The organism is Paenibacillus thalictri, assembly GCF_004307995.1.
Classification (GTDB): domain Bacteria; phylum Bacillota; class Bacilli; order Paenibacillales; family NBRC-103111; genus Paenibacillus_AF; species Paenibacillus_AF thalictri.
This window is the reverse complement of the sequence record NZ_SIRE01000009.1, coordinates 60617-81613: the sequence shown is the minus strand read 5'-3', so window position 1 is coordinate 81613 and position 20997 is coordinate 60617. Positions and strand designations below refer to the sequence as shown.

Annotated in this window: 16 protein-coding genes; 9 read left to right on the top strand and 7 right to left on the bottom strand. The window is 49.7% G+C overall.

The features are described from left to right. Positions 1–22 precede the first annotated feature (22 nt). The 7 genes from EYB31_RS13540 to EYB31_RS13510 form a co-directional block, all read right to left on the bottom strand. Positions 23–2122: a helix-turn-helix domain-containing protein gene (locus EYB31_RS13540; RefSeq protein WP_165452408.1), complete on the bottom strand. Its 2100-nt coding sequence runs from the start codon at positions 2120–2122 to the stop codon at positions 23–25. Then, entirely contained in the window at positions 2076–2264 is a 189-nt protein-coding gene (locus EYB31_RS13535) for a hypothetical protein (RefSeq protein ID WP_131013878.1), read from the bottom strand. The genes EYB31_RS13540 and EYB31_RS13535 overlap by 47 nt, the downstream gene beginning before the upstream one ends. Before the next feature lie 178 nt (positions 2265–2442). After that, on the bottom strand, positions 2443–3948 hold the full coding sequence (locus EYB31_RS13530; RefSeq protein ID WP_165452407.1) for an extracellular solute-binding protein: 1506 nt from the start codon (positions 3946–3948) through the stop codon (positions 2443–2445). 40 nt (positions 3949–3988) lie between these two features. Beyond that, entirely contained in the window at positions 3989–4846 is an 858-nt protein-coding gene (locus tag EYB31_RS13525; RefSeq protein WP_131013876.1) for a carbohydrate ABC transporter permease, read from the bottom strand. A gap of 37 nt (positions 4847–4883) precedes the next feature. After that, positions 4884–5840: an ABC transporter permease gene (locus tag EYB31_RS13520; RefSeq protein WP_165452406.1), complete on the bottom strand. Its 957-nt coding sequence runs from the start codon at positions 5838–5840 to the stop codon at positions 4884–4886. Positions 5841–5844: 4 nt separating this feature from the next. Next, positions 5845–6765: a glycoside hydrolase family protein gene (locus EYB31_RS13515; protein WP_131013875.1), complete on the bottom strand. Its 921-nt coding sequence runs from the start codon at positions 6763–6765 to the stop codon at positions 5845–5847. Between the two features lie 291 nt (positions 6766–7056). Further along, entirely contained in the window at positions 7057–7914 is an 858-nt protein-coding gene (locus EYB31_RS13510; RefSeq protein ID WP_165452405.1) for an AraC family transcriptional regulator, read from the bottom strand. Between the two features lie 181 nt (positions 7915–8095). On the opposite strand from EYB31_RS13510, the gene EYB31_RS13505 reads away from it, so the two are divergent. The 9 genes from EYB31_RS13505 (at position 8096) to EYB31_RS13465 (ending at position 20992) form a co-directional block, all read left to right on the top strand. Continuing rightward, complete coding sequence (locus EYB31_RS13505; protein WP_240762397.1) at positions 8096–9100, top strand: zinc-dependent alcohol dehydrogenase; 1005 nt, start codon at positions 8096–8098, stop codon at positions 9098–9100. Between the two features lie 85 nt (positions 9101–9185). Further along, positions 9186–10313: an alginate lyase family protein gene (locus EYB31_RS13500; RefSeq protein ID WP_131013873.1), complete on the top strand. Its 1128-nt coding sequence runs from the start codon at positions 9186–9188 to the stop codon at positions 10311–10313. Between the two features lie 352 nt (positions 10314–10665). After that, complete coding sequence (locus EYB31_RS13495) at positions 10666–11496, top strand: carbohydrate ABC transporter permease (RefSeq protein ID WP_420819438.1); 831 nt, start codon at positions 10666–10668, stop codon at positions 11494–11496. Positions 11497–11548: 52 nt separating this feature from the next. Then, positions 11549–12379 (top strand): carbohydrate ABC transporter permease, encoded by an 831-nt coding sequence (locus tag EYB31_RS13490; RefSeq protein ID WP_420819437.1) that lies wholly within the window; start codon positions 11549–11551, stop codon positions 12377–12379. Between the two features lie 27 nt (positions 12380–12406). Next, complete coding sequence (locus EYB31_RS13485; protein WP_165452404.1) at positions 12407–13750, top strand: ABC transporter substrate-binding protein; 1344 nt, start codon at positions 12407–12409, stop codon at positions 13748–13750. Between the two features lie 77 nt (positions 13751–13827). Beyond that, positions 13828–15627 (top strand): sensor histidine kinase, encoded by a 1800-nt coding sequence (locus EYB31_RS13480; RefSeq protein WP_131013870.1) that lies wholly within the window; start codon positions 13828–13830, stop codon positions 15625–15627. Beyond that, positions 15620–17230: a response regulator transcription factor gene (locus EYB31_RS13475; protein WP_131013869.1), complete on the top strand. Its 1611-nt coding sequence runs from the start codon at positions 15620–15622 to the stop codon at positions 17228–17230. The genes EYB31_RS13480 and EYB31_RS13475 overlap by 8 nt, the downstream gene beginning before the upstream one ends. Positions 17231–17235: 5 nt before the next feature. Then, a complete protein-coding gene (locus EYB31_RS13470) occupies positions 17236–18282 on the top strand; it encodes an alpha/beta hydrolase family protein (protein WP_165452403.1) in 1047 nt (348 codons plus the stop codon). A 364-nt stretch (positions 18283–18646) separates the two neighbouring features. Beyond that, positions 18647–20992: a helix-turn-helix domain-containing protein gene (locus EYB31_RS13465; RefSeq protein ID WP_131013867.1), complete on the top strand. Its 2346-nt coding sequence runs from the start codon at positions 18647–18649 to the stop codon at positions 20990–20992. The last annotated feature ends 5 nt before the right edge of the window (positions 20993–20997 follow it).

Below are 20997 nucleotides of genomic sequence, written 5' to 3'. Positions count from 1 at the left end.
CTATCAATATATGGTAACACACTTAGTCCCGTAAAGCATGTTGTTCGCGATATTGTCCAGGGGTAACTCCCTCCATTTTGCGAAAATACCGGATGAATGTTGCCGAGCTTTGGTAGTTCAAATGTCCCGCGATATCGGATATTTTCATATCCGTTTCCTTCAGCAAACTTTTGGCCTGCATTAATCGGTATTTGGACAAATATTCGCTGAAGCTGCAGCCCGCCTCCTTCCTGAATACTCGGCCGACGTAGACCGGGTGGAAATTGAGCCGGGCCGCACACGTTTCCAATTGCAAATCGCTGCTGTACTCCGCATGAATCATCTGGATGACCGATTCCGTTATGTTGACCGCTTGAGTAAACCGATGCTGATCCAATATTTCCATCAGAGGTTCCATCACAGCGGCATACAGCCATTTCTCCGTTTCATCGGCCGTTCGAGCGGAAATAATATGCTCGAACAAACTTTTTTCCCCGAATACCTGATGAACAGTTCGACCTGTGCCGTGAAGCAGCTCGACTAAATGGGCGAGCAATTCGCCCAGCACAAGCTGATACTCTTGCGGCGACGGTTCCCTGGAGAGCACCTCGGCGATAAATTCGCTTAATGCAGTCCGCGCTTCCTCCCGGCTCCCGGCACGAACCGCATCAAGCAGAATCTTCTCCTCTTTCCGCGGATATAAGGCCGGATCCTGCTCTTTGGCTTCGATTTCGTCTATAAACAAAATGACACCGGTACCGAGCCTTATCCGATATTGCAGTGCGGCCAAACCTTCCTCGTAAGCGTCGGGAGCGTGCAATAAGTCACGAAACGGACGGCTGATGCCGATGCTGATCTCAATGTTCAAATATTGGGCCACATGCGCTTTGATTTTCTCGGCAATAGCCCCTAACTCCTGCCGGAACTCCTCCTCCGACGGAGCATCGCTCAGCAGTACGACAACTTGCGACCGATCGAGTGAAATCGGGTTCAGCCACCGCCCGGCCGGGATCAGCTCATCTACCATATTGCCGATAGCAAACATGAGCAAATCGAAATCTTGATCCCGGTAACGCGTTCCTTCAAGCGTATCAATTTGCAATGTCAGCACGGACAACCAGCGCCACGAATGCGGCAAGCCGTACAATTTTAACTTCTCCTGTAATTCGTCCCTTGTTATTTGCCGAAGAAACAGACGCTGCGCAAAAAACACCTTTAGCTGATAATGCTGTTGCCTGATTTGTTCTTCCATCTGAGCTTCGTTCAGCGAAAGCTGGCGAAGACGATTGTCGATATAATCCAGCTCATCCCGGGCGCGATATTCGGCTTCATAACGATTTACACCAAGTGCCGCTTCGTAAATACGGCGGATGGGGGAGTAAATGCGGCCCGACATCCAGTAAGCGGCAGCTGCGGTTAAAGCGATGATGGTCAGGCACACAAACAGTGTGAACCAGCCGATGCTGCGGGATTCGCCGGTTATTTCCCGGACGGAGATGACGGAAACGTAGATCCAGCCGTTGTAGGCCGAACGATTGTAGGTGACCACATGGCTGATGCCGTCGGACATCGCTTTAAGACTTCCTTGCGGGAAGCTTGCCGTTTGGCGAAGCTGGTCCAGAATCCCAGAGTCTATTCCATGAGCATTAGCGGAAGCGATTGGCTGGTAATTCAGGTCCAGTATGGTCACTTCGCCTAAACGACTTTGTTTGGAAATGAGGTCCGAAAACTTCTTGAGCGGAATTTCTAATATGAGCAGCCCTTTCGGCGATTTAGTGTTCAGCACGGAGGGAAGCTTTTTGACGAAATGTACAGTATCGTTTTGTTTTTCCCAGAAGGAATAAGCCTCTCTTCCGCCGTAATCGAAAATTTGTCCGCGATCTTGCACCTCGTCCAACGTCTGAAAACCGCCGTTCCCGAATGTCCAGCCGTAATCCAAATTGACCAGCGAAGCATCGCTTATTCCAAATTCCACGAACTGCAGCCGGTGCAGCTCGGAGGATACCTCCCGTAATATGTCCGCCTGCAGGTAGGAGGTCACCTCGTTCAGCGCCACTGAAGTGAGGCCCGAGCTAATAAATTGCGTCGCCGCATAATCAACCGTATATAACAGCTGCTCGATCGACATCTGCGTTTGCGACAAAACCTGAAGATTCCCTTCGTTCACTCTTTTTTTGCAGCGCGTCCGATGCTTTGTAATAAGAGAAGAAGCCAAGCACGATAATCGGAACCGCGCCAAGGAAAAAGCTGTAGCGCAGCAGCTTCCAAAAGTAGGCCGGAAACATCGGGATACCCCCTGATCTCATAATGCGTCGCGACAGCCTAAGCTTGCCCTGAGTTGCCGAATAGCAACTATTATTATAACATGGTTCCGGATGCTGTCCGTACCATTTCCGGAAGCGCGCTTCCTTTCCGATGAGCGGCGTTGCCCTTCCACAGATCCCTGCTCCTTAATAGGGGACCTTATTTTTTTTGAGCTCTGGCGAAATCCTCCTCATATTCCTTGATCACCTTATCGCCGCCGCTCTTGACCCATTGGTCGATCTCCGCTTTAAATCCGGCTTCATCCACCTTGCCCATGATAAATTTGACTCGCGCATCCTCGATGATTTTGTTTAGCTGAGCGCCTTTGTCCGTAAATGTTTGCGAGAACAAAGGCAGAGACGGATCGGCGATAGCCAGCTTCTCCCGGTCTGCGTTTGACTTATTGGCCTTGACGGTCAGCGGGTCGAGATTGCCCTCGAATTCCTTCTCGTCTCCATGCACCTTCATTTCCCGGTAAGGCTTAACTTCGGTTTCGTACAGCTTGGCGTCGATGCGCTCATTCACACCGTTGGCTTTCTTGTAATGTTTGCCCTCAATGCCCCAAGCAAGCAGCGTCGCTACCGGGTCATCGGCCAGCTTATTGAAGAAACCGAGAATTTGCTTCAGCTCCGCTTCTGTTTTTACACTTGATTTCGAGATAAGAACGACCCCGTTATTACCCGGTCCGGCGTACACGATGGGTCCTCGCGTTCCTTCAATGACACCGATGAAGTCCGTCTCTACTTGCGGAACGGTTTTGCGCAGAGCGGTTTGCCGGGCAACCGCATTAAGGCTGACGTCGGCCTGCGTACCGGCCTTAGAGGAATCAAAAGCCGCCGTAAATTGCGTTTTTTCCGCTACCGCGAAATCCTGATTGATCAGCTTCTCGTCGTACAATTTTTTGTAAAACTTCATTGCGTCCATGTACTCCTTCGTCATAAAGTCCGGAGTAAACTTGCCATTCTGAACGCTCCATTTGTTTGGCGCGCCAAACGCCGGAAGAATGAAATCGAACAGATTCATACTTTTATATTCAAACGATCCGAGGGTATCGTTCTTGCCGTTTTTGTCAGGGTCGTTTAACGTGAACGCTTTCATGACCGCATACAGTTCATCGATCGTTTTGGGCTCTTGCATGCCGACATTTTTCAGCCAATCCTTGCGGTAGATGACAGCGTCTCTGACAAGCGGACGGACGCGGGGAAGCGCATACGTTTTACCGTCTACCGCCACATTCTGATAAATAAGCGGGCTGATCTTCGACAAGTTCGGGTAATCCTTAAGATAAGGGCCGATTTCCCAAAATGTATTGTTGCGAATCGCGTTGATGATCGTTGGTTTCAAGAAAGTGCCGATCGTTTTCGGCATTTGGCCGGACGCTATGGTGACGTTGATTTTTTCGTCCGCTGCGGCGGAAGCCAGCCATTGGAACGTAAGTTTTGTATTGGTGGCATTTTCGATGATTTTTTGCGACTCGCTGTTCGCCTGTGGCGGCTCCCCCGCCCATGCGCCCATAAAGCTGATTTCCAGCGGTCCGGCTGGAGCGGCCGGAGCGGCGGCCTGTCCCGGGGCAGGTGCTGCTTGCTTCTCTTTCGAGTCGCTGCAGCCTGCAATTGCGAGTCCGGCAGCCAATGTGGCTGCGATTTTCCATCCATAATGATTCATTTTCATATACCCCCTCATCGTTATGTTCGTAGTTTTGTGCTTATCCTTTGACGGAACCTAGCAGGACCCCTTTGGCAAAATGCTTCTGTAAAAACGGGTAAACGAGCATAATCGGAATCGTGGAAATGACGACGACCGCCATTTTGACTGATTGCGGCTGAATCACCGCATCTTGATCCATTTGCGTCGAATCGCCAATATTCCCTTGCGACAAAATGACAATTTGCCGCAGCAGCACCTGGACAGGCCATTTGGCTGCGTCGTTTAAATACAAAACGGCGTTGAAATAAGCGTTCCAATGCCCCACCGCGTAAAACAGCGAGAACGTAGCCATCGCCGGAAGAGAGAGCGGCAGCACGATGCGGGTAAGAATTTGCAAATCGTTGGCCCCGTCAATTTTGGCCGACTCCTCCAAACCGTCCGGAATTTGCTGAAAGAAGTTTTTGAGCACAATCAGGTTAAACGCACTGATGGCTCCGGGCAGCATTAATGCCCACAAAGAATCGATCAGTCCAACCCCCTTGACGATGAAATAAGTCGGAATCATGCCGCCGCTGAACAACATCGTGAACAGCACAAGCAGCAGCAGCGGACTGCGCCCGACAAGCGTCTTGCGGGCAAGCGGGTACGCCATTAAGGAAGTAAACAACAGATTCAGCAAGGTGCCGACTACCGTTATATAAATGGAGACACCCAAACCGCGGAGCAGCGTTTTCGTGGAAAAAATGTACCGGTAGCCATCCAGCGTAAACACAGTCGGAATTAACGCCTCCGTAGCCGAAAACGACGAAACGACAATGTAAGCGAATGGCAGGACGGTCATGACGCCAACAAGTGACAAAAACGCCAGATTAGCGCAGTCGACCAGCCGGCCGAGCTTGGTCGCATCTCGGTTCATGGGGTGCACACTCCTTTCTCATTGTGATGATGAATCATCAATAAACCCCTTCTTCACCGAACTTTTTGGCCAAATAGTTGGCCGTCACAACAAGTACAAGCCCGACAAGCGATTTAAACAGTCCGACCGCGGTGCTGAAGCTGAATTGGCCTTGCGTCAGCCCGATGGTATATACATAAGTATCGAACACCTCGCCGACCTCGCGGTTCATCGCATTAAGCATCAGGAAGATTTGCTCGAAACCCGTGTCAAGAAAATGGCCGAGGCGTAAAATCAGCAGAATGACAATCGTGCTGCGAATGGCCGGAAGCGTAATATGCCAAATTTGCCGGAGCCGGTTTGCCCCGTCAATGCGGGATGCCTCGTACAGCTGCGTATCGACGCCGGACAGCGCCGCCAAAAAGATGATCGTCCCCCAACCGGCTTCCTTCCAGATAACCTGGCTTGTTATCATCGTTCGGAACCAATCGCCGCTCAGCAAAAAGTTGATCTTCTCAAAGCCGAGCCGCGCGATGATTTCATTGACAAGCCCGCCTTCCGTCGTAAAAAAGATATAAAAGATGCCGACAATAACGACCCAGGACACAAAATGCGGAATGTAGATTAACGTCTGAATAAACCGTTTGTAGCCCTCGATCCGAACTTCGTTGAGCAGAAGCGCCAATACGATGGGCAGCGGAAAGAAAAACAGCAGATTATACAGGGCAAGCACAAACGTATTGCGAAACAACATCCAAAAATGCTCGTCGCGGAAAAAAGCCGCAAAATGAGTCAGTCCGGCCCAATCGCTCTCAAGAAAGCCACGCACCGGCTGATAGTTTTGAAATGCGATCAGCAGCCCCCACATCGGGACATATTTGAAAATGAGAAAGTAAAGCAATCCCGGCGCGAGCATTAAATAAAGCAGGCGGTCCTTCAACATCTGCCTCAGTTTGGCGCTGCGGCCAACTCGATTCTCAGCCCATCCGCGCTTATTGATCGCTGTTTGCTCCATACGTTTACCTCCCTTCATGGTGTGAGGAAAGGTTTTGTCCGGGCTGTCCTGGAGCAAACCAAGTAACCAGATCGGCGGAACGAGCGATGCCGATCCGGCAATGCCCTCTGCCCTTGTACGTCTCAAGTTCTGTATTCCCTGCATAGAACAAATAGTAATAGCCGTCGTATTGCCGCCAATCCGCCAAAAATCCGGCATTGGAAAAGTCCTTCGTATTAAAGGATTCAACAGGGACCTTAAAAGTAAGCTTAGTATTCCAGTTCAGCCAATCTTCTTTCCGTTCCCCATTACCATTCATCTTGAAGATGTGTGTTTCGTGCGGCATGCCACAATTGGTCAGCACCATATGCCAGCTTCCATCCAATCGCACAAACTGCCCGTTTTCGTAGACGCGGTCCAGCTCGGGCCTACCGATAAGCTCCCAGCCGTCCGGCTCCATTCGGCTGTTCCACGCAATCGGATTGCCGAGCTGACGGTCTTTCCAGCTTGCATAAAACTTCCCGTTCACATATGCGACTGCTGCGTCTATGGAACGAATGCCTTCCGTCAGATTGCGGGCGAGCCGGTGTTTTCCGTTCCAATTCCGCAGATCGGTCGAGGCCGAAAAGTACAGTTGATTCGGTTGCCCGGGAATATCCCCCCAAGCATTGAAGGTCAAGTAATACATCCCGTCCGCTTTCAGGATGCTTGGAGCGCAGAAGCCCCCCACCTCATCATCCAATCCGCTCCAATTAATGATCGGCTCGGAGAACGAAATAAAATCTTGGGTCGACACCTCAACGAGATGTACCCGGAAAGGCTCCAAGCAAAACGCGGAAAAAAATAAATAAAACGTTGCTTCCGTGTCCTCATAATAAACGCATACATCTTTTACCGACCATTCCGAATAAGCAACAATCGGATTTTGCAGCCGTTCAAATTCCACTATCGGCGCTTGCTTTAATATGACACAACGCTCCCTCCCAAAGTTGTTATAGCCCGGATTCTCGTTCAGACGACATGGTCTGAGCCGAAGCACCGCTGACTATTGTTATCATCAGGGGCATGTTATGTTACCGTCAACATGCCGGGGGAAACGCAATTGAGAACGTGTCACACCGCCGTATTCCGTTGCCCGATATGCTTAGCAGAACTGACCGATATGCGCGAGGAAACCGGAAAATCGGAGGCAAGATCCGACAAGACAACAACTCATCCGCAGGATGAACGGTATACCTTAACCATCTGTGTCCTCAATACGCCATGTATTCGCGAAATCGTCACTTAAGATTAAGTCATGGCCCACTGCTGAACGTATGGTTTCCCGGTAGGCAGCCGGAGCAGCCCCCACCTTGGCCCGGAAAAGCCGCGAGAAATAAGGCAAAGTCCAGGTCAGCTGCTCAGCAATTTCCGTTACCGATAAACGGGTGAATTCCAGAAGTTCCTTTGCTCTTTCCAGCCGCACTTGTTGGATGTATTGACCGGGAGTCACTCCGGTATGTTTTCGAAAAAGATAAATTACGTGGTGCGGATGAAACCGAAAGTGGTCTGCAATGTACGTAAGGGACAACGGTTCCGTATAGTGCTGATGCACGTAATCGGCCATCTCAAAGGATCTATCCTGGTGAATGGCGCTGCCACCCGCATGCAGATCGGTACCATTCATAAATAGTTGTAACAACGTGGACTTAAACAAGGAGTCGATAGCCAGCGGAAGTATATCTTGTTGTTTCTGTTTATATCTTTGCGACAGCTGAAACGTTCTCTTCAATGATTCCAGGCATCCTTGCGGCAATTCCCCGGTGGGGGCCTGGCTCAGAAGCCAGTGTTTTATTTGCTCATTTTGAATCCCGAATTTATAGTCTAACGTAATCCCCTCTGTTTCAAAGAGAAACTCATGTGGAACACGTTCCGATAATAAGTAATACCTCATTGCGCTTAGGACTGAAACTTGATCCCCTATTCGAATAGTGCCGGAACCTTCCAATACGACAAGGAGCTGATGGAAATCGCTGTGATCATGCAGCTTGACTCCGCTATGATTTCTGTAATCGATACGTGCCGTCCAAAGAAGCTTAAGTTGTTCGTCGCGCATGTTGGAAAAACAGAACTTTGGCATATGGCTGCCCCCTCTCATTGTGAGTTTAGGATAAATTTTAATGGATTATGGTCATATATGAAAGAGATATCCTCCTTTATAATGAAAGCATATTTAGATTAGCTCAAATTGCAGAGGAGATGTCATGACAATGGTGCGTAAAATGATGGTCCCCCCTATGGAATTGGTTGACCATGAAGGTCCGGACACACAGCTGTGCGCTGTCGTTGAACAGGTGGGGGAAATTACAATTAAACGAGCATTGATCCCCGAACCCAAAAGGGGTGAAATCCGAGTAAAGGTTAAATGGGTTGGCATTTGCGGAAGCGATGTCGAAGTATTCCGCGGGGCTCGCGAGCCCGAATTTATTTCCTATCCGACCCGTCTCGGACATGAGGTAGCCGGTATTGTGGACAAGGTAGCCGAAGGGGTAATCGGCGTGCGGGAAGGTGATCATGTTGCTCTTCGTTACGTATGGGGCGCATTCTCGGAGTATGTTTGCTGCAGTCCGTTTTCCGTGAAGGTGCTGCCAAAATCGCTGCCGCTATTGGAAGGTTCGCTGATTGAAGTGCTCCCGGGGATTATTCATGCCGCCGAACTTGGAGATATTTCTCCTCATAAGAATGTATTGATTACCGGACAAGGAGTCAGCGGCCTTGTCATGACTCAGGTTATCAGCCTCTACAGTCCTCGCAACCTGGTTGTGACAGACTTGTTTGATGAGAAGCTGGAACTGGCCCGCAAGTATGGAGCGACGCATACCTATAAGATGCCCCATGAACATGCAAATACAATGGATATCGTAGGGGCCGATTTCCCGGATGGCTTCGATGTCGTGATTCCGTGCCTGCTTGAAGGCGACGGCATGGTCGACGCTATCAATGCCACCGCGCAGAACGGCCGTATCGTGATGTATGGCTGTATAGGCACTTGCCGAAAACCGGTTGATTTCTTTAAAATTCATAAAAAACGTCTTGATATATTTTCCACCGAACCCAAACGCGATATCGACAACCGCCGTTACTTCGACCAAGGCTTGCAGCTTGTCATGGACGGACTGGTGAATACCAAAGAGATGATCACACATATTGTGCCCTTGGCCGAAGTCGCTCGGGCTTTCCAATTGCGTAATCAGCACAAAGGAGATACGATTCATGTGATGGTTGACTGTGAAGTGAACTAACATTGCTCATACAGCCATTGTACACGCCAGCTATGGTTCTGTTGGCGAACTTTACGCCAGAGAAGCTGCAGGAGGTTAAGTTTCCATGACCGACGACAAAATAATACGCCGCATCCGCGAGCAAGTGGTTCTCCTGGACCGGGAATTTACAATTGGAGAAGCGCAATTGGCGCTTGAGTTGGAGCCCGTTTCGATAACGGACAGGGTATCGCCGGAAAGCCCGGGTACCCCCAACGATTATTACTCCAACGGCGACTACTGGTGGCCGGATCCAAGCAAGCCAGACGGACTTCCTTACATTAGGCGGGACGGGCTTTCAAACCCTAACTTCTTTTCCGCGCACCGCACAGCGCTGCGCCGGCTGCGCACTCAAACCGCACGCCTCGCGTCCGCATACAAGCTTACAGGCGAAGAGAAGTACGCTAAGCGAGCCGTGCAAGGACTAAAACGCTTTTTTCTTGAGCCGGCTACACGGATGAATCCCCATCTGCTGTATGCTCAGGCAATACCGGGCGTCTGCACGGGCAGAGGCATCGGCATCATAGATACACTTCATCTAATCGATGTGCCGTATGCGATTGAAGCGCTGAAGCAGTCCCCCGCGCTTGACGAAGAGACGGAAGACGGGCTGCGCAACTGGTTCGCGCAGTATTTACAATGGATGAGCACCCATCCGTACGGCATCGACGAGATGAACACCGATAACAACCACAGCGTCTGCTGGTTTGTGCAGGCCGCCGTATTTGCCCGTTTTACCGGGGATGAGGAGATGCTGGCTTTTTGCCGGGAACGGTATAAGAAGGTCATTTTACCTAGCCAAATGCAAGAGGATGGAAGCTTCCCCAGGGAGCTTGGCCGTACCAAACCTTACGGTTATTCGATCTTCGTACTCGATAATATGGCGACCTTATGCCACGTATTATCAACGCCCGAAGACAACTTATGGACGTATGAGCTGGAGGACGGACGCGGTATCGGACAGGGCTTTCAGTTTCTTTACCCTTACATGGAGGATAAAAGAAAATGGCCCTACGGCGCGGATGTCGAGCATTTCGAAGGCTGGCCGGCCCGTATTGCGGGGCTGCTGTTTGCCAGTGCCGGGCTGAGCAAACCCGAATATTTCGAGCTTTGGAGCAGACTGGATGCCAATCCGTCGGACGATGAAATAAGGCGCAATATCGCGATCCGAGAGCCGCTTCTGTGGTTGATTTAATTTAACGTGGCGAACTATCGAACTGTTCATCTCTATCGGCTGCTGAACAATTATTACAAAAACATCGTCAACATCAGGCGATGTTTTTTTGTTGGGAATCGCTTCTTCAATATCCTAGCGGGAAATGAAGTAAAAATAATTCCAAACCGGTCAACCCTGTGCATTTTGCAGATCACATTCATCCTCTATACTGGAACTAATTTAGTTGATCAACTAAACAGTTTTCGCAGAGGAGGTATTATTATTGCCCTTTAACGCAGCAACCGATTTACATGCAGGGAAGGCAACGGCGGTTAAAAAGAACAGACGGCTCCGAAATGAAACGGTAACCGGATATATGTTTGTGGGACCTATGATAACCGGCGTGCTTGTGCTTGTTTTAATTCCTGTTGTCGCGTCGCTGCTGCTCAGCTTTGCCGACTGGAATTTTGTGGCGGGGATTGATCAGATGAAGTTTATCGGTTTGGACAATTTCAGGCTTCTGGGCGACGACCCCGTCTTCTGGAAATCCATTGCGAACAACCTTATATTTATTGTGACCGTACCTTTGACGATGCTGATTTCCCTTATGTTGGCGGTCATCATCCATAAATCTGTATATGGCAAAGATTTATTTAAAATCGTTTATTTTATGCCCTATATTTCGAGTATTGTGGCGATCGGCATTGTATGGCAAGTTTTATTCCACCCGAGCCATGGCCCGGTCAATCAAACGCTCATGTCCTTGGGCGTCTCCGCTCCTCCCAAATGGCTGGCCGATGTGCATTACGCGCTCCCCTCCCTGATGGCGATCATGACGTGGGCCGGGATCGGATTTAATCTGATTATTTATACGGCCGGACTGCAATCCATTCCCAAGGAACTATATGAGGCTGCAGACATGGATGGAGCGAGCCGCTGGCTGAAGCTGGTCCGCATTACCGTGCCGCTGCTCTCTCCGACTTCGTTTTTTTTGCTCGTCACCGGCATTATCGGATCGTTTAAAGTGTTTAATGTCATTAGCGTTTTAACGCAAGGGGGACCGGCGCGCTCCACCTCCGTGATCGTGTATTATTTGTACGAAACCGCCTTCGTCAACATGAATATCGGTTACGCCTCGGCCATGTCCCTAGTGCTGTTTGTGTCTGTTCTGCTCATTACGCTAGTCCAGTGGTATGGGCAAAAAAAGTGGGTCAATTATTAAAACATGCTTGAACAACAAATATAGCTTCCCAAAACGTTTAGGAGTGACGGCAGTGGCAAACCTCAATCCGAGAAAAATCATCGTCACCTTGCTTATGTCCATTCTTGGCATCGTATTTTTGCTGCCGCTGTTATGGATGATCTCGGCATCGCTAAAGCCGGAAGCGGATGTGTTTCGTTATCCCGTAGAGTGGGTTCCGACGCACTGGAATATAGTGCAGAACTATAAAGCGGTTTGGCTCGGAAAGTCGCCTTTTCCGCTTTATTATTGGAATTCCTTAAAAATTACGGTCATTACCGCGTGTATATCGATTCTCGTATCGTGTATGGCCGGTTATGGCTTTTCCAAAATTCGATTTGCCGGAAAAAGCGCATTGTTTATTATTTTGCTCTGCACCTACATGATCCCTCATGAAGCTATCCTCGTGCCGCAATTCATTTTTTACCGCTGGCTGCGGTTGTTCGACAGCCATGCGGGGCTCATCCTGCTGGGCAGCTTCAGTGTGCTGGGTACCTTTTTATTGCGGCAATTTTTCTTGGGGCTGAACAACGACCTGCTGGAGTCGGCCAAAATCGACGGGGCCGGCCATTGGCGCATATTTATTTCTATCGGAATTCCGCTTGTTCGCCCGGCCATTGCCACCTATATGATTTTGCGGTTTATCTGGACATGGAACGACTACCAGAATCCGCTCATTTTCATTCGCTCTCCGAAGCTGTACACGCTTCAATTGGGCATCCGGTCGTTCGCGGACGACAACGGACAGTTTTATTCGCTGATTATGGCAGGCACCGTATCGGCGATTATTCCGCTGCTCATCATTTTTATTATCGGACAGCGGCATGTCATTGAAGGCATATCGCTTGGCGGAGTGAAAGGCTAGTTAACCGACATATGGAGGGGATTTGTTTTGAGTATAAAAAAATGGGCGTTACCTCTGACGTGCACATTGATATTCAGCTTGGTCACCGGCTGCACTTCCGAGAAAGCCGCTCCGGAAAACGGCAAAGCGACGGCTGGTCCGGATTCTAAGAAACCGGTCGTCATTAAACTGCACAGCTGGTATACAAACGAGCGGGAAGCGATCAATAAGGCGGTTGATGACTTTAACGCCAAAAATCCCGGCATTAAGCTGGAATACGAGTTTTTAACGGAAAATGCCCCCGACGCCATGAAAAAGCTGGATTTGCTTGCCGCATCCGGAGAGCAGCTCGACATTTTCGTGCTAAACAGCGCCAGCAGCTATACGCAGCGGATCGGCATGGGCATGCTGGAGCCGCTCGACGATTACATGAAAAAGGAAGGGCTGAACTATAACGACGAATATATGCTCGATATGAAATACAACGGGAAATATTATGCCATTCCTGGAAAATATAGCGCCAAGCTGGTATTGTTGAACAAAGAGCATTTGGATGAAGCCGGACTGCCCGTACCGAAAGAATGGACATGGGACGATTATCTGGAATACGCCAGAAAGCTGACCAAAGGCGAAGGAACGAAAAAAAGGTACGGCGGCCATTTTACCAATTCGATTATGAATCCGGTTCTCTCTAACCAGCCGCAGGAAAACGGGATGTATAAAAAAGACGGCACGCCAAACGTCGATAACGCCCGAACGAGAAAATCGCTTGATATCATGTGGAAAGCGGAGCAAGTCGACAAGACGGCGATGCCGTATGCCGATATAATCGCGCAAAAGCTGGATGCCCGCGCTTCCTTCTTGAACGGTGACATCAGCATGATGTTCGAAGGCTCCTGGATGGTCAAGGAATCGGGCGGCACGGCACAATTGCCGGCCAAATTCAAAACGGTCTACGCGCCTTATCCGAAGTTTTCCAAGGATGATCCGAACGGATATACCGGAGTTAACGGCGATTTTATCGCCATTTCTTCCAAGTCGAAGCACAAGGAAGAAGCTTATAAAGCGGCGCGTTATTTGTCAACGGAAGGTCTCGTTTTGCAAGGCAAAGAGTTTCCGGCCTGGCGAAAGGCGGATACGGCCAAAGTGGCGGATAAAATTATAAGCAATGTGGCTCAGCCGCAATTTATGGACAAGGAATCGCTGCTGCATGTGCTGAACACCTTTAAGTTTTCCGAGCTTGACATGCCGCCTTCTTATAATGCGGAAGCGCAAAAAACGTTCAACGGCGAGGTCGAGAAGTTTTTGCTCGGAGTGCAAGATGCGAACGCGACCATCTCCAAATCAACCGAAGCGCTGATCAAAATTGCAGGAGCGGGTAAAAAGCAATAAACACGGCAGGGATCGGGAAGCGGTATGCTCCCCCGGTCCTTTTCGCAAACAGGGCGAAGCAGGAGGATGAAACGAGGATGCTGAGGTTGTCGAAAGTCACGTCATTCAGGCAAAAATTGCTCGCCTCCTCTTTTCTCTGTTTGATCATTCCTATGGTTATCGTTGTCGTTGTCTCGAATTACGCGACAAAAGACGTATTTAAAGAGCAGGCCATCGCAAACACGGAGCAATCCTTGCTTATCCTCGATACGTACATTGCCAATCTGATCAACAATTTGATTTCCGTCACCAATGCCATCCAATTCGACAACGAAGTGAAATCGATTCTTGATGACGAAAGCGCGGAACAGGACGCCACAAAGCGATTTTACAATATGAAAAAAATGAACGAAAAGTTTGCCAGCGTGGTTACCGCGTCAAGCAATCCGCTCTATTTGGCGGTTATAAGCACATCAGGGACCGCTTTCTCCAATTATTCCTACATTCAGGATTACGACCCGATCAATTTTACCCGGATGGATTGGTTCCGGCAGCTCGAACATATGGATGCGCTGGAAACCTATTGGGTCGGCACGCAAAAAAACTACATCGCATCCAGCGCAAATAAAAGCCCGTACTTGATTACCATTGCGCGCACTATGAAATATTCTTCGGTGACAAGCGGGTATATGGTCGCCAGCATATACGAATCCGATGTGAACAATATTTTCCGCAGCTACAGCAATTCTCAGGAGATTATGCTCGTGAACGGCGAAGGTACGGTGTTGTCTCACACGAACCGGGATAAGATTGGGTCCGTGTTTCCTTATATGAACGAGATCGACGGCGGAACCGCAAGCATCGTTCACTATGAGAACAACAATCTGCTGCTGGTCAAACGCAAGCTGGCTTTTTCCGACTGGTATTTGGTCAGCTTGACGCCATATAAAGAAGCTATCGACAACATCAGCCGGGTCCACCGAAACGTACTGCTGCTTACGATCACTTGCTTCGCTTTATTTTTGATCATTCTGCTTTATTTGTTGAATCAAATGACGAAGCCGTTCAAGCTGCTCGGCAAAGTTGTCACTAAAGTGCGCAGCGGCCAGCTGACATTCAGATCCAATATAACAAGTAACGATGAGATCGGGAGGTTCGCCCAATCGTTTGACCAGATGCTTGACCGGATTGAGCAGATGATCGGTCAGATCACGCTGGAGCAAACACGCAAGCGGGCTGCCGAGCTGGAAATGCTGCAGGCGCAAGTAAACCCTCATTTTTTGTTCAACATTTTGAATTCTACAAGAATGAAAATTTTAATGAAGGGCGATGAGGAGAACGCCGAATTGCTGGGATCCTTGTCGGCCCTGCTGCGCATGACCATCAATCGCAGCAATGAATATATCCCGCTGCACGATGAACTCGAGTTGATTGCCAGTTATGTCAAGCTGGTTAACCTTCGGCATAAGGAGCAGATCAGCTTAGAGCTGGAGCCGGCTTCGAATACTTTATTCGAGGAGATTCCCCGATTTTCCATCCAGCCTTTTGTCGAAAATGCGATTTTGCACGGGCTTGCGAACAGAGTTGGCGTTATCAGAGTGTCCAGCCGCATGGAAACGGGGCGGCTGATTCTGACCGTTGAGGATAACGGGACGGGAATGCAGCCGGAGAAGCTGGGTCAGCTGCTTCAGAAGCTGCGCTCCAACGACGAAGGAGACGACACGCCTGCAAACCATGGGGGAATATCCGGAATCGGCCTGAAAAACGCCTACGAACGGTTAAAGCTGACCTACGGGCCGTTGTTCGACATGTCGATTGCAAGCGAAAATAACGTTGGCACGATCATTACGCTGTTTATTCCAAGGGAATGTTTCAAGGAGGTGAGGTCCGATGTATAGTGTTATGCTCGTTGACGACGATTATCCGGTCGTGCAGTACTTAGCTCAGATCATACCATGGGAAGAGCTCAACTTGCGGCTGCAGGGGATGTACGACAATCCGCTTGAGGCATTAAAGCAAGCGAAAGCGGAAATGCCGGATATTCTCATTACCGACATCGGCATGCCGCTGCTTTCGGGCATCGATCTGATCGAGCAGTTGAAGAACATCGACGGGGACCTGTACACCATCATCCTTTCCTGTTACAACGATTTTCGGTACGCCCAGCAGGCCGTTAAGCTGAACGTGCAGGACTATATTCTGAAAGAGACGATTTCCTCGGACATGGTCGTCGGTCAGTTGCGAAAGCTTTGTAAACGGTTGGACGAAGCTAGGGAAAACCGCAAGCGGCAGGATAAGCTCAAGTTAATCTTGCACGGCAGCAAAGCGGAGCTGAAACAAAAATTTTTGCTTGAAACGCTGCACCACCCGATCTGGCATCCGGAGGATTGGCTTGAAACACTGAAGCAATACGGTATCGATCTTGCTGCGCATTCCTGCCTCATCGTGCTTTACCGCGTCGAGCGTTATGAAGAAACGAAAACAATTCTCCATATGACGGACGATATGCTCGTTTATGCAGTGGAAAATATAACTGACGAAGTAGCCGGCTCATCATTGGGCGCAATCAGCCTGCGTTATAGTGCCAAGGCCGGTTTTATGCTGATTCCCAGTCCCGACGAACGCAAGGAAAACGAATATCTCCGCGTGTTGGAGCGTGTGCAGGAGGCGCTGAAAACGTATTTGAAGGCAGATGTTTCGTTTTATATCGGCGAATGGTGCCAACAACCGTGCGAATTGAAGTCAGTGATGCGCAGGCAGCTGCTTGCGCTCGAAAGCGGTTTCTATTTGCCGGAAAAATATATCGGAACTATACAAGAGGCTGAGTTTTCTAAGGATGATTTATTCGCCTCGTTTTCTTCTGCATTGGATGAGTTGAAAAGGCTTATTTTGCAGGAGGATGCTGAAGGTATGGAAGCGGCGGTTGCGAAGTGGATCGATTTTATTGAGATGCGGCGGTTTTCGCCCGATATAGCGAAGGAATGGGCTTTGAAGCTGATTTTGGACCTGCGGCTGAAATTCAAATTGCTGCAAGGGCTTCATACCGCGTATTCCGATCAGGTACTGCACGGCACCATGAGCGAGATTGACAACGTAAACCGGTTGAAAAGCTGGATACTGGCTCATTTGAACGAGATGTTGATGCAAATGGGCGCGATTGTCCGGCAATCGCAGCGAGGTGAGATTCGCAAAGCCCACCGCTATGTAGAAAACCATTTGGATCAAAAAATAACGTTGGAGGAAGTGGCCGACCACCTTCACTTGAACCCGTCTTACTTCAGCCGATTGTACAAAAAGGAGACCGGCCTTACCTTCATTGAATATGTCATTCAGACAAAGATGGGCAAAGCCAAAGAACTGCTCGACCATACCGATAAAACGGTAGAGGAAATCGCGTACATGCTGGGTTATGACAATAAAAGCTATTTTATCCGTTTATTCAAAAATGAAATCGGCCTGCCGCCCCGCGAGTACAGCGGCAAATCACAAACGAAGGGATGATCTGTATGATCCAATTTGACGAAAAGAAATATATACGCTCGGTTCAATCCAAGCTAGTCCGGGAATTCGACTACCGCTTGCCGATGAAAACGGGAAACTGGCAAGAATGGCAGTATAACCTGCGGCATAAGTTGGCCGAAATCACGGGGCTAACGCAAATCAGGCGGCATTCGGCAGACGTGCCTCTTGCCCCGCTTATCGCGGAAATCGTGGAATACGGCGATTATATTCGGGAGAAAATTTACATTGCGAGCGAGGCGGATGTTGAAGTGCCGTTCTATCTGCTGCTCCCTAAGCATGCCGCACAACCTGTGCCGGTTGTGTTGTGCATCCATGGACACGGTAAACGCGGCAAGGAAGTGTACGCCGGGAATTATGACAGCGAGGAAGAACGGGAGCAGGCGGTCAGCGAGGACCGCGACCTTGCCATGCAGGCGCTTTCGCAGGGTTATGCGGCCATTGTGCCCGACGTGCGGGGATTTTGGGAAATGGCCCGCCGCGAGGATCTCGACGCGGGGAAAGCAAAGTCGTGTGACGATTTGCAGCGGATTTCGCTGCTGATGGGCAGGTCGTTAATCGGCGAACGGGTTCATGACGTAAGCAGATTGATGGATTATGCCGAAAGCCGTCCGGAGCTCGATATGTCGAAGGTCATGATTACCGGCAGCTCCAGCGGCGGCGCGGTTTGCGTTTTTGCCGCGGCATTGGATGAGCGAATTGGATTGGCTGCGCCGGGCTGCTACTTTTGCACCTTCGAGCATTCGATCGTTTCGGTTCACCACTGTATCTGCAATGCTGTTCCCGGCTTAATGCAATATGCGGAGATGTACGATGTGGCCGGCCTAATCGCCCCCCGTCCCGTATTGATGATCAATGGCGAAGCGGATCCGCTGTTCCCGATAGAAGGAACACAGTTGTCGTTCCGGCACGTTCAAGCCATCTATGAGCAATTTGGCGCGGCAGACCGGTGCGAGCTGTTTGTCGGCAACGGCGGGCACCGGTATTTTATAAACCGGGTATGGGATTTCGTCAAAGAACAGTGGAAACTATAACGGAAATTTGTCAGAGAGACCGCCGCCAGACACAAAAAAAGCGGGCTTTGCATCGCCACGCAAGCCCGCTAACTATGCGGATGGTTCCCGGTAACCTCTCGCCTTCTGTCTAGCCCAGATAGGCCCCCCTGCATGACCGTTCTTCCATTAACGTTTGTTTCGACATAATTACCAAACACCCCTCCCGTACCATCTTTCTCTAAAACACCAATATCCCCAGCGAACCTGCTTACTGCTCCCCTCCAGATGTCATTGTCAAATCCTGTCATTGAGTGCTTATGGCATAAGCCGTTATAATTGAAGTACCATGAACACATAAATCTGGAATCCTATGCGCATTTTCATGTGAGTGAAAGGGGAATTTATGCGGCGTACCGTTTTTAAGCGGCTGCTTCTTAGTCTGATCGCGGCTGTGCTGTTTATTACGCTGGTTACCGGCACGTTGGTATACAGTTATGTCAACAGCACGCTAAAGCAGGAAGTGTACTCATCCAATATTGAAATTTTGGGGCAAACGAAAAAAATTGTTGAAATCGCTTTAGGGGAAATTCAGCAGACGGCCTCTTCGCTCATATTAAACCGGGACGTGCAAAGAGCGCTTTGGTTAAAATGGGATATGAACGAAGAATACCGTTTCCTGGAAAATATTAACGATACGTTTCGCGACAAGGTGGCCTCCTCGCGTTATATTCAGTCCGTCTATTTATACAGCACGGCAAACGGCAAGGTCATTTCCAACTCGGGCATCGTGGATCTGGACGGATTCTGGTATGCGTCTTCGATCCGGCGTTTTTTGGATGAGCCGGTTTTCTCCAACTGGTACGATACGAGCGAACTGGTCAGCGCGAGCGGCTCCAAAGAAAATATTATCAGCTATGTGACTAGCGTGCCGGCCTCGGATCGGGGCAAAGCCGGCATACTCGTCATTAATCTGAAGGAAGACTTGCTTTATGATGCCGTCATCAACATCAACAACCGCAAGTTAGGCAATGTGGCGATTATCAACCGGGACGGGCACGTGCTGTCATATAAAGATAAAAGCATCCTGTTTACCCGGCTGGACGCCGCGGATTCCCGCAAGATGAAGGGGAACAAAGAAGGTTATTTGATCGAAAACATGAACGGGACCGAAATGTTCGTCTCGTATATCATTTCCGACTTTAACGGCTGGCAGTATGTAGCGCTTAATCCTTCCAAGGAAGTATTTCAAAAATCAAACGCCGTGCTGCAAATGACGCTGACCATTTCCGGCTTATGTCTCGCAGTGGGCCTTCTGCTGATGGCGCTTGTTTCCGGACGGCACTACAGTCCGATCAAAAAGATGATGCAGGCGATCAGCCCGCGTATGAACCAGTTGGGCGACGTATCGGCTTTTAAAGACGAATTCAGCTACATCCAACGTTCATTTGATAACTTATGGAACCAAAATGAGAAATTCCGCAGCCAATTTCTTGAGAATGAGCTCATTTTGCGCGATCACTTTCTGCTGAACTTGGTTCTGGGCAAACCGGCCGATGCGGAAGAAACGAAACGGCAAATCGAATATTACAAGCTGGATTTGACGCCGCAGCATTATTTGGTGCTTGTGCTGAGGGTTCATGATAAGGAGCAGCCAAACGGCTCGCAGGAGCAGCTGATTAACATGGCGAGTTATCACATTCGCGCGATATGCGAAGAAGCGATTGCGCTTTACGCCCGCGGAGTGGTGATCAACGAGGTGCAGAAACGCGAGATTGTGCTGCTTAATTTTGACGATGGCGCTGCCGAATCGGAGGCGCTGGACAAGGCGCGAGAAATCGCCGTTTATATCCGCACGCAAGTGGAGGAGCAATTGGCCCTGCTCACCTCCATCGGGATCGGCGGTTATTACGAGCAAGCCCGAGATATCCACCTTTCCTACAACGAAGCTCAAGAAGCGCTGCTGTACGAGCGGATGGAAGGCATCGGCAGCCTGATTTCGATTCGTGACCTCATGTTGGACTCTGTCAACCGCAACGCATTTATCGCTTACCGCAATGCCGCCGACAAGATGATGAGCGAGCTGAAAACGGGACATCTGGATAAAGCGCTGGACATCAAAGACAGTATCATGGAGCAGCTAAATGGGCAGCATGCCACCGGCCATCAGTATAAACATATGATTTTGACCGATATGGTGAACGGGATCGTGACGGTCATCTTTGAATTAAACGGGCAAATCGAAGACGTATTTGGTCCCGGGTACAACATCTACTACGAATTCGGCAGACAAGCCTCCATGCCCATGATGCAGACGTGGTTCCATACGATTATGGAGCAGACCGCGGACTACATTCAGCGTAAAAGAGACAATAAAAACGCCGAGCTTGTGCAAAAAGTGACCGAATACATCCGCGGCAGCTGCGCCGAACCGCACACCTTGCAGTCCGTAGCGGACGCCGTCTTCATGAATGCCCATTATTTCAGCAAAGTGTTTAAAGAAGTGTCCGGCTGGACGTTCGGGGAGTATTTGGCGGAAATTCGGCTGCAGGAGGCGTGCCGTCTCTTGAAAGAAACCAACGGTAATATTATCGACATCGCCGCCGCCAGCGGGTTCGGACAAAAGCAAAATATGATTCGTGCTTTCAAAAAAAGCTTCGGCATGACGCCGACCGAATACCGCAAAATGGGGGTATTCGAACGCCTCGCAGACGGTACAAACACCACAAATGACACCAATCTGAAGATTTGATACCT